We start from the raw sequence: 10029 nt of genomic DNA, 5'->3' as shown, positions 1-10029 counted from the left end.
TCCCATTCCGAACACAGAAGTTAAGCCCACCAGCGCCGATGGTACTGCTAACGCGGGAGAGTAGGCCGCCGCCAGTTTTTATTTTATTTTTAAAAATCCTTTATCATAACGATAAAGGATTTTTTTTGCTTTATACCCAAGACAGGCTTATAAGCTATGAGTAATGAGTAATCAGTAATAATTGATGAATGATAAACGATACACCAATCACTCATCATTCATCATTCATCATTTATCATTCATCGTTTATCCCACGCTGTCACTCCGCAGGAGTCTAAACAAGCCACTTTACATTTGAAATTATAGTTCATTATAAATCTTAAGCATCCAAAGCCTTTATGACCAATCAACTCTGGGACCCTGAAGCTCTGATAACTAAGTCTGGATTCCTGCGGAATGACACAATTGGAACAGGATTAAGACCATTGAGACAGAGGGTATTTATAACTTACGGTGTATAACTCTTTATTAGTTCCATCCCAAACCCCAGAAATCCATACCCCGGAACCCGTATCCCGAACCTTGTAACATCATTCATCATTGATCTCTTATCAGTAATGATGTACTGCTGTCACTATTACCGTTTATCATTCCCTCCACGTTGTCACTCCGCAGGAGTCTAAACAATGCATTTTACATTTGAAATTATAGTTCATTATAAATCTTAACCATCCAAAGCCTTTATGACCACTCAACTCTGGAACCTTGAAACTCTGATAACTAAGCCTGGATTCCTGCGGAATGACACAACTGGAACAGGATTAAGGCCATTGAAACAGAGGGTATTTATAACTCACGGTGCATAACTCTTTATTAGTTCCATCCCAAATCTCAGAAGCACATACCCCGGAACCCGTATCCCGAGTCTTGTAATATCATTCATCATTGATCTCTTATCAGTAAATGATGTACTGCTGTCACTATTACCGTTTATCATTCCCTCCACGTTGTCACTCCGCAGGAGTCTAAGCAAGCCATTTTACATTTGAAATTATAATTCATTATAAATCTTAAGCATCCAAAGCCTTTGACCACTCAACTCTGGGACCCTGAAGCTCTGATAATTAAGCCTGGATTCCTGCGGAATGACATAAGTGGAACAGGATTAAGACCATTGGGACAGAAGCATTATAACCACGGTTTACAACTTTATAATTTATGGTATGGCTTAAATCCCAGAAATCCATCCCGGAACCCGTATCCCGAGTCTTGTAATATCATTCATCATTGATCTCTTATCAGTAAATGATGTACTGCTGTCACTATTACCGTTTATCATTCCCTCCACGTTGTCACTCCGCAGGAGTCTAAGCAAGCCATTTTACATTGAAATTATAGTTCATTATAAATCTTTAACCATCCAAAGCCTTTATAACCATTCAACTCTGGAACCCTGAAGCTCTGATAACTAAGTCTGGATTCCTGCGGAATGACACAACTGGAACAGGGGTAAGACCATTGAGACAGAGGGTATTTATAACTCATGGTGTATAACTCTTTATTACTTCCATCCCAAACCCCAGAAATCCATACCCCGGAACCCGTATCCCGAGTCTTGTAACATCATTCATCATTGATCTCTTATCAGTAATGATGTACTGCTGTCACTATTACCGTTTATCATTCCCTCCACGTTGTCACTCCGCAGGAGTCTAAACAAGCCACTTTACATTTGAAATTATAGTTCATTATAAATCTTAAGCATCCAGAGCCTTTATAACCACTCAACTCTGGGACCCTGAAGCTCTGATAGCTAAGTCTGGATTCCTGCGGAATGACATAATTGGAACAGGGTAAGACCATTGAGACAGAAGCATTATAACCCACGGTTTACAACTTTATAATTTATGGTATGGCTTAAATCTCAGAAGCACGTACATACCACAGAACCCGTATCCCGAGTCTTGTAACATCATTCATCATTGATCTCTTATCAGTAAATGATGTACTGCTGTCATTATTACCGTTTATCATTCCCTCCACGTTGTCACTCCGCAGGAGTCTAAACAAGCCACTTTACATTTGAAATTATAGTTCATTATAAATCTTAAGCATCCAAAGCCTTTGACCACTCAACTCTGGGACCCTGAAGCTCTGATAACTAAGCCTGGATTCCTGCGGAATGACATTATTATGGTAAGAGACTGCCACATACCTTGGTCATCTCTATAGACTGTTTTTAAATACACCTTTTTCAAGCTCATAAAATCTTTATCTGCTATAATAACCTATCCCACGTACAAAAAAACCTAATAGTTCTTAAAAACAGCTTTAGTGTAATCCAGAGCAAATAAAAAACCGTTTCAGTAAGAAACGGCTCTCATTTATGGCATTTTGATTTTCAATCTTACATGTCACTGTTTGTATCCGGGCATTTGAAATCGTCACTGCAGGTTGCACAAACAATGGTTCCATTACAATAATACATACAAAAGTCTGTTTCAGGAAGATTAGCTCCTCCGGAAATGTTTTTTAATTGGCCTTTTTTTAGTTTTTTTAGATTTTTCATATTGTTTTAATTAAAAATTTGTAGCTAAAGTAAAAATAAGTAAAATATTTTTAACTAAACAAGGCTTAATATGTTAAAAAACAAAATTTACTGGTAATGATGCCTTACTATATAAAGAAATAGGAGTTTGAGATTGTTGATTGCTTAATAATGGAAGTCGTTGTTCATATTCAGAAAGACAATTTTATGTACGCTTGTTCCATGTAACGGGAATAGAATATGGCTGCCCTATTTGGACAGCCATTATTTTTATTTTTTAATCAATCCTAACTCGATCAATCTTTCATGCAGGAATTCTCCGGCAGTAGTATCTTCGTATAATTTTGGATTGTTTTCGTCTACACAGTTCTCAAGTGCATTTAAAGACATTGCACTGATAGGATGCATAAAGAAAGGGATTGAATATCTTGAAGTGCTCCACAATTCTCTTGGTGGGTTTACTACCCTGTGAATTGTAGATTTCAATTTGTTGTTGGTATGTCTCGAAAGCATATCCCCGACATTGATCATCAGTTCGTCCGGCTCTGCAATAGCATCAATCCACTCACCTTTGTGGTTCTGAACCTGAAGACCTTTACCTTGGGCCCCCATTAAAAGGGTAATAAGGTTAATATCACCATGTGCAGCTGCTCTTACCGCATCATCCGGTTCTTCAGTGATTGGCGGATAGTGAATGGGTCTCAAAATAGAATTTCCTTCTGCGATTTTGTCATCAAAATAAAATTCATTTAAACCAAGATGTAATGCTAACGCTCTTAGCACATACTGTCCTGTTTTCTCAAGCATCTGGAATGCTTCTTTACCTACTTCGTTGAATTTTGGAAGTTCATCAACAATTACATTGTCAGGATACTCTGTTTTGTACTTGGAATCATCAGACAGGTACTGTCCGAAGTGCCAGAATTCTTTTAAGTCTCCTTTTTTGAAACCTTTTGCAGTTTCTTTACCGAATCCTACATAACCTCTCTGGCCTCCTATTCCGGGAATCTCATACTTTTGTTTCGTTTCCACAGGCAGGTCAAAAAAGTTTTTTACCTCTCCATACAAATCATCTACTAGGTTGTCATCAAGAAAGTGGCCTTTTAGGGCTACAAAACCAATTTCTTCATAAGCTTTTCCGATTTCATTTACAAATTTCTGTTTGCGTTCCGGGTTGTCCGAAAGGAAATCACGCAGGTCTACACTAGGTATTTTATCCATTTTTAGAAATTTACGAACAGCAAAATTACATTTTTTTTAATTTAAATGATTTTAAAATCATTATTTATAAGTTAAATTTGCTGTATGAAAAAATATTCTTCTAAGAGAAGTATCCAAATACTTGCACATCTTCTTCAGCAGTACGGAATTGCAGATATCGTCATCTCTCCGGGGTCAAGAAATGCTCCTTTGGCCATTCATTTTTCAGAGGTAGATAGTTTTAACTGCTACAGCATTGTAGACGAAAGAAGTGCTGCTTTCGTGGCAATGGGAATGGCAAAAAGTGAGAAAAAGCCGGTAGCAATTACGTGTACCAGCGGATCTGCGGTGGTTAATTATTATCCCGCGGTCACTGAAGCATTCTATCAGAATATTCCACTTTTAGTACTGACTGCAGACCGTCCCACTGATTTCGTTGATATATTCGACGGGCAGACCATCAGGCAGAAGGATGTTTTTCATCAGCATTCCTATGGTGATTTCCAGCTTTTGGAAGACAGCAAAGAAAATGCAGAAGATATTAATTTCGATATTATTAAAAAAGCCATTGAGATTTGCTTTGAAAAGCAGGGACCCGTGCATATTAATATCCCTTTGGAAGAACCTTTATACGAACTTGTTTCTGAGCTTCCTACTTTTCCTACAGTGGAAAAAACCATCAAGCATAAAGATTATGAAATCCCGTCCAATCTGATTGCAGAATGGCATACCTCACAAAGAATTATGCTGTTGGTGGGAACAAGAGATTACAGCCCGGAACTGGAAAACCAGTTGACGCAGCTGGTGAAAAACCATTCTGTTGTGGTGTTGAGTGAAGCGAACTCAAACTTGTATCACGAAAAGTTCTTCAGACATATAGACCGTTATATTTTTAATTTTACGGAAGAAGATTACAAAACATATGCTCCTGATCTGCTGATTACGGTAGGGCAGAATGTGGTTTCAAAAAAAGTAAAACAATTCCTGAGAAGCGCACGTCCGAAACAGCACTGGCATCTGGATGAAGTATGGCAGCCGGATACTTATTTTTCACTGACTGAAAAAATAGAAGTGAAACCTGAAGTTTTCTTCTCAAAACTGCTGAAATTTATCAATCTGGAGCCAAGGCCTTATTTTAATCTTTGGGACGTTCTAAGGGACAAAAAAGATGCTAAGCATGAACAGTTTTTAAATACGATTGAGTTCTCTGATTTTTATTTTTTCAATAAGGCTTCCCAAACGGTTCCTGAAAATTATAATATCCATTTCAGTAACTCATCAGGCATCAGATATGCACAGCTGTTTGATTTCGGGAAGAGAAAGATGTACTGCAACAGGGGAACCAGCGGTATTGATGGATCTACTTCAACGGCAATGGGATTTGCCATCAAAAATGAAAATCCAACCTTACTGATCACGGGAGATCTGAGTTTCTTCTATGATATCAACGGACTTTGGAATCAGTATATTCCACCATTTGTAAGAATTATGATCTTCAATAACGGCGAAGGAAATATCTTTAAAATCATTCCGGGACCAGGAAACGCCAATCCAAATACACTGGATGAATTTATTGCTACAAAACACCGTAAAAATGCAGAATCTTTGGCCAAGCACTTTGGCTTTTCCTATATAAGAGTGGAGGACGAGCTTACTCTGGACAGGGTTCTGGAGAATTTCTTCAAACCTGATGCACAACCGAAAATCCTGGAAGTAAATACTCACGGGAAGAACAGTGCAGATGTCCTGAAGTCATATTTTGAATTTATGAAATAGATTTAAAGATCAAGATATTCTTCACTTCCCGGCAGATTGATAATCCTGTCGATGGAATAGATAAACATATCATCAAAATCATTCAACGCATTAATGATCTGGAAATGGGAAAATTGCTTTATATTCTGTAAAGTGATTTCCGTTTCTTTGATCTTTTTATGCTTTAAAAGGTGCTGTCTCTGTACTCCGTTCAGCAGATATGTAGAAGGGGTAAACCAGTCTTTTCCCTTCAAAAATAAAAGGTTGGAAAAAGAGGTATCCGTGATATGATTATTTTTAATGATGATAATTTCTTCTGCCTTGGCTTTCATTTTCATTTTATCCAGCTCCTTACGATCTTCAAACTTGAAAGAATAATCGAAACTGTTGTTTTCTACCAGCTGGAAATTCTGAATTTCAGGGATGGCATAGGGAATCATCTGTGTCCTGATCTTTTTGTCAAGGTCATAGGCAATTCTTAGTTTGAAAAGACCATCTTCATCGTGCTGCAGGTTTTTATAGATTTTGGCCAGATCGATAGGGTCTTCCTTTCCGAAATGGGAAAACGTCTGATTGACACGTTTCTGATGCAGATCCAATAGAAAAACCTCCTGATCTTCTACTTTAATACTTTCAATGAATTGGGACATAGATTTTATTTTTCATTTCCTGATATTCGTCTTCTAATTTACTCATATGCGTTATACCGCCTCCGCTTTTGAAATAAAGCTGATCTCCATCTTTTTCAATAAAGCGTATCATTACACAGCTGTCAACATTCTGCCCGTCAAACCAGCCGCAGACTCCCGTGTAATATCCTCTGTCATATCCTTCAGCATCCAGAATAATTTCCAGTGTTTTAGGTTTTGGAGCTCCCAAAATAGAGCCCGCAGGAAGCAGCTTTTTCATAATGCTTCCTATTCTGCCGTCAAATTCAGGTTTTACCGTGCCTGAAATTTCGGAACTCATTGCAAACAGATCTTTCTGCTGCGTTTTGATAAAGTCTATATGCTGAAACTGGTCTACCTTTACATCATCGGCCACCATGCTCAGATCATTACGAAGCAGGTCTACAACAGTGTAATGTTCTGCTTTTTCTTTTTTATCATTTTTCAGGATTTCTGCTGCATTTTCAATGGAAGCATCAATTGTTCCTTTCATTGGATATGTCAGAATTTTACCATCAATAATCTTTACAAAAGTTTCAGGAGAAAAAAATACAAAAAAATCTTTATAAAAAACTTTGTATTTCGCATTTGAGTGGTAAAAAATTTCTTCTAAGGTTAAATTGGTCTCTATCTTCGTTTTTCTGGTATAATTTACTAAATAAGAGTTTCCTAAACGAATATTTTTCTGAACTTTATCAAATCCGATTTTAAAGCTTTCCTGCGTTTCCGGAAACGATTTCCAGACTATTTTTTTATCCAGGTTGTGTATTGTTTTTGCGTTGGAAAATTCTTGAAAATCAATTATTAAACCTGATTTTTCAATCTCATTTTCCGGGTATATTTCAACATTCTCCGAAAGAAAGTCGATCACGAAAAAATAGGGAACCTTCTGAAGAGAAAGTTCGTCCATTTCCATAAATTTTTGATGATTCACTGAAAACATTCCGCAAAAATAATTATTGATGTTTACTTTTGCATAAATTTTTTATGATGCAGAACAAATATCCTCAGAAACCGGGAATAGATTTTATATTGAAGCAGGCCTTTTTTTACTGGAATAAAACACTCGTTTTTCAGTTGATGTTTTCAATCATCTTTTTTGGAATATTACTTACCGCAGTGATGCTTTTCGGGCAGAAGTATGACGTTTTTTCTTATAATAAAGAATTACAGGATGCCTTTATGAAAGGAACTCAGGCTTATATGGAAAAAATGCAAGCAATAACGGCTACTGAAAATTATCAGATGTTCACACTGGCAATCTTGGGAACTACAGCATTTTTGTATCCATTGAATCTTGGTATGTTTCAGATCTTCCGTAAGCTTGACCTCAGAGAAAATGTTGTAATAGGTGATTTGTTTGCCGGGTACAATGGGCTTAACTTTTTTAAATATGTAGGGTATTTCCTTTTCTGGTTTTTCATTTACAGATTGACGATTCCTACAATAATACTGGCAGTGATCTGGGTTGCTGTGACCCTGTTTGTTGCCCCGCTGATGTTTTTTACCAATAAAAGAATCTTCGAAGCGATCTCTCTGAATTTTAAAGCGCTTAAAATGTATTCTGTAGAAATAATGGTCTGTGTGATGGTTGCTTTTCTGTTTAAGTATTTAGGCTTTGCTTTATTTCTGATAGGCGGACTTTTCACATTCCCTTTTTGGAATGCTATGATTTACTCCCTTTATAAAACTGTATTTTCAGAGAAAATTTAAATTTCGTACCTGTTTAATGTGATCTTTTACCAAAAAAAACTAAATTTGGTAAAATCATTAAATATTTAAACTATGTCTGAATTTAACGAATTTGATCAGCAAGGCTCTGTACCTAACAGAGATACGGGATCTATTATTTCTCATGCCTTTGAAATGTATAAAGGAGTCTTCGGCTACGGAATTGTAGCGATGGTTATTTACCTGATCGGAGGATCTGTTATTCAAATGCTTACAGGATTTGACTCTGCTTCCATGGTTGAAGAAATGAAATCTTCGGGAGGCGAATTTAATTACTGGAGTGCTCCGGGACTTCCTCTATATATGGGAGTTTCCAGTCTTTTCGGTCTTTTATTATCACCTCTGTATGTAGGATTGATCTATATGGTGAATAAATACAATACCAAAAACCCGATCGAGTTTTCTGATCTTTTCATTGGATACCGTCAGAATTTTGTTAATATACTGATCTACAGTCTTCTTTCCGGAATCATTTCATCAGTGGCACTGGCATTGTGTGTGCTGCCGATCATTTTTGTATATCCTTTCCTTTTAATAGGGTATCCTATTCTTTTATTTGAAAATGCTTCGGCAACTGATGCCTTAGGGAAATCGTTCAATATTGCCAAAGAAAACTATGGAACGTTCCTGTTAACAGGGTTTTTAGGATTCCTGATCTCTATTGCAGGGGTTATCCTTTGCGGAATAGGGGTTATTTTGACAGCACCGTTTATTATGATTGTGATGTACTCTACTTATTGCGCTTTCTTAGGAAAACCAAGACAAATTATGTACAGTAAGTAAAATAGAAAAGGCATGATGAATAAGGACAAACAAATAAGCAGTGTTGCGATAAAGCAGATGTCATTGCTGGCAATCATCCTTGTGCTGGCAGGGCTGATCTGTTTTAATCTGGCATTGTTTATTCCCTCGGTTCTGGGAGCAATTACCATTTATGTAGTCTGCAGAAAATACAATTTTTATCTGCAGGAAGAAAAAAAATGGAAACCGTCACTGGCAGCCTTTGCATTAATGTTTGCAAGTCTTATTGTTCTTATTCTTCCCATCTATTTTATTGCTGACCTGATTATTGATAAACTGGGAAATGCACAGGCTTATATGGCCAAATTCAATATTTTCCTGGATAAGATACATACTTATATTTTCAATAAAGTAGGATTTGATATTCTCAGTAAAGAAAATATGACAAAACTGAAGGATTCTGTAGGAAAGATTTCTACTTCCGCACTCAGCGGGACATTCAATACCCTTACAGTGGTAATGTCTATGTATTTTATTCTTTATTTTATGCTGGAAAAACCCAGGTTATTTGAACGAATTTTAAGTAATTCTGCACCCCTTAAGAGGGCCAACATTTCTCTGATCGGTGATAAAATGAGAAAACTGATCATGGCAAATGCTATCGGGATTCCGGTTGTGGCAGTAGGCCAGGGGATCGTTTCCCTGATAGGGTATATAATCTTTGGTGCTCCCGGACCAGTATTATTATTTGCTCTTACAGCCGCATCATCAGTAATTCCTGTTGTAGGAACTGCCATTGTTTACGTTCCGGTATGCATCTTTATGATTGCTGAAGGAAATACAGGTCCCGGATTGGGGTTGGCAGCATACTGTTTAGTAGTGGTAGGTCTTACGGATAATCTTCTCCGTTTTACACTTTTAAAGAAGCTGGAAAATATTCACCCTTTAAATACCGTATTCGGAATCATCATGGGAATGAATCTGTTTGGCTTTATGGGACTTATTTTCGGGCCTATTCTGATTTCCCTGACCCTTTTGCTGATTCAGGTGTACAGAAATGAATTTTCGGATGAAGAAACACCTCCCGATCTCGAATTACCGAATCAGAATGATCTTGAAGAAAAATTAATTTAAGTATATAAAAGTGGAAGGTATAAATCCCGAAATATTAAAAGAAATCTGCGTTGTTAAAATGCCTTTCGGTAAATACGAAGGAACAGTCCTTGCAGATCTTCCGGTCAGCTACCTGGAATGGTTCAACAGAAGCGGAATGCCCAAAGGAAAACTGGGAATGCAGCTTTCAACCGTCTATGAAATCAAGCTGAATGGACTGATGGATCTTTTAATTCCTATCAGAGCAGCAGTAAAAAATGGATTGTAAAAAGAAATATATCAACCGGTTAAAAAGTTTCGGGGGGAGCGAAAAGGCCGACAAAAACTTTCCCT

General features: G+C 37.2%; 9 protein-coding genes and 1 rRNA gene. 6 read left to right on the top strand and 4 right to left on the bottom strand.

Annotated features, from left to right (window positions below):
* Window positions 1–77: ribosomal RNA gene (rrf, locus tag ACR1PO_RS22400) — 5S ribosomal RNA — on the top strand; the annotation flags it as partial.
* Between the two features lie 2270 nt (window positions 78–2347).
* On the opposite strand, the gene ACR1PO_RS22395 is transcribed toward rrf, so the two are convergent.
* The gene (locus ACR1PO_RS22395) at window positions 2348–2509 is read right to left on the bottom strand and encodes a bacteriocin-like protein (protein WP_433988224.1); all 162 of its coding nucleotides are present in this window, start codon (window positions 2507–2509) and stop codon (window positions 2348–2350) included.
* A gap of 249 nt (window positions 2510–2758) precedes the next feature.
* Window positions 2759–3709, bottom strand: a complete 951-nt coding sequence (locus ACR1PO_RS22390; RefSeq protein ID WP_332388865.1) for an isopenicillin N synthase family dioxygenase — start codon at window positions 3707–3709, stop codon at window positions 2759–2761.
* A gap of 84 nt (window positions 3710–3793) precedes the next feature.
* Between ACR1PO_RS22390 and menD the strand changes: the two genes are divergently transcribed.
* Window positions 3794–5464, top strand: coding sequence for a 2-succinyl-5-enolpyruvyl-6-hydroxy-3-cyclohexene-1-carboxylic-acid synthase (gene menD / locus ACR1PO_RS22385; protein WP_332388866.1), 1671 nt, complete (start codon window positions 3794–3796; stop codon window positions 5462–5464).
* Between the two features lie 2 nt (window positions 5465–5466).
* Here menD and ACR1PO_RS22380 read toward each other — a convergent pair whose 3' ends face one another.
* Together ACR1PO_RS22380 and ACR1PO_RS22375 are read right to left on the bottom strand one after the other, a co-directional pair.
* Window positions 5467–6093 (bottom strand): aminotransferase class IV, encoded by a 627-nt coding sequence (locus tag ACR1PO_RS22380; protein ID WP_332388867.1) that lies wholly within the window; start codon window positions 6091–6093, stop codon window positions 5467–5469.
* Window positions 6077–7054 (bottom strand): aminodeoxychorismate synthase component I, encoded by a 978-nt coding sequence (locus ACR1PO_RS22375; RefSeq protein ID WP_332388868.1) that lies wholly within the window; start codon window positions 7052–7054, stop codon window positions 6077–6079. Before ACR1PO_RS22375 ends, ACR1PO_RS22380 begins: the two co-directional genes overlap by 17 nt.
* 44 nt (window positions 7055–7098) lie before the next feature.
* Here ACR1PO_RS22375 and ACR1PO_RS22370 point away from each other — a divergent pair, with 44 nt between their 5' ends.
* The 4 genes from ACR1PO_RS22370 to ACR1PO_RS22355 all read left to right on the top strand — a co-directional run bounded on the left by ACR1PO_RS22370 (window position 7099) and on the right by ACR1PO_RS22355 (window position 9964).
* Window positions 7099–7824 carry a hypothetical protein gene (locus ACR1PO_RS22370; protein WP_332388869.1) on the top strand — a complete coding sequence of 242 codons (726 nt, stop codon included), beginning with the start codon at window positions 7099–7101 and terminating at the stop codon, window positions 7822–7824.
* A 72-nt stretch (window positions 7825–7896) separates the two neighbouring features.
* Window positions 7897–8625: a beta-carotene 15,15'-monooxygenase gene (locus ACR1PO_RS22365; protein ID WP_332388870.1), complete on the top strand. Its 729-nt coding sequence runs from the start codon at window positions 7897–7899 to the stop codon at window positions 8623–8625.
* A gap of 12 nt (window positions 8626–8637) precedes the next feature.
* On the top strand, window positions 8638–9717 hold the full coding sequence (locus ACR1PO_RS22360) for an AI-2E family transporter (protein ID WP_433988223.1): 1080 nt from the start codon (window positions 8638–8640) through the stop codon (window positions 9715–9717).
* 19 nt (window positions 9718–9736) lie between these two features.
* The gene (locus tag ACR1PO_RS22355; RefSeq protein ID WP_433988225.1) at window positions 9737–9964 is read left to right on the top strand and encodes a DUF3820 family protein; all 228 of its coding nucleotides are present in this window, start codon (window positions 9737–9739) and stop codon (window positions 9962–9964) included.
* Window positions 9965–10029 lie beyond the last annotated feature (65 nt).

Source organism: Chryseobacterium amylolyticum, assembly GCF_051011775.1.
In the GTDB taxonomy this organism is placed as follows: Bacteria; Bacteroidota; Bacteroidia; order Flavobacteriales; family Weeksellaceae; genus Chryseobacterium.
The sequence above is the reverse complement of the archived record's forward strand: the minus strand, read 5'-3'. Positions and strand labels throughout refer to the sequence as shown.

Excerpts from the sequence above, each read along its gene's own strand:
- ACR1PO_RS22395 (WP_433988224.1), bottom strand. The coding sequence starts at position 2,509 with ATGAAAAATCTAAAAAAACTAAAAAAAGGCCAATTAAAAAACATTTCC.
- ACR1PO_RS22390 (WP_332388865.1), bottom strand. The coding sequence starts at position 3,709 with ATGGATAAAATACCTAGTGTAGACCTGCGTGATTTCCTTTCGGACAAC.
- menD (WP_332388866.1), top strand. The coding sequence starts at position 3,794 with ATGAAAAAATATTCTTCTAAGAGAAGTATCCAAATACTTGCACATCTT.
- ACR1PO_RS22380 (WP_332388867.1), bottom strand. The coding sequence starts at position 6,093 with ATGTCCCAATTCATTGAAAGTATTAAAGTAGAAGATCAGGAGGTTTTT.
- ACR1PO_RS22375 (WP_332388868.1), bottom strand. The coding sequence starts at position 7,054 with ATGTTTTCAGTGAATCATCAAAAATTTATGGAAATGGACGAACTTTCT.
- ACR1PO_RS22370 (WP_332388869.1), top strand. The coding sequence starts at position 7,099 with ATGATGCAGAACAAATATCCTCAGAAACCGGGAATAGATTTTATATTG.
- ACR1PO_RS22365 (WP_332388870.1), top strand. The coding sequence starts at position 7,897 with ATGTCTGAATTTAACGAATTTGATCAGCAAGGCTCTGTACCTAACAGA.
- ACR1PO_RS22360 (WP_433988223.1), top strand. The coding sequence starts at position 8,638 with ATGATGAATAAGGACAAACAAATAAGCAGTGTTGCGATAAAGCAGATG.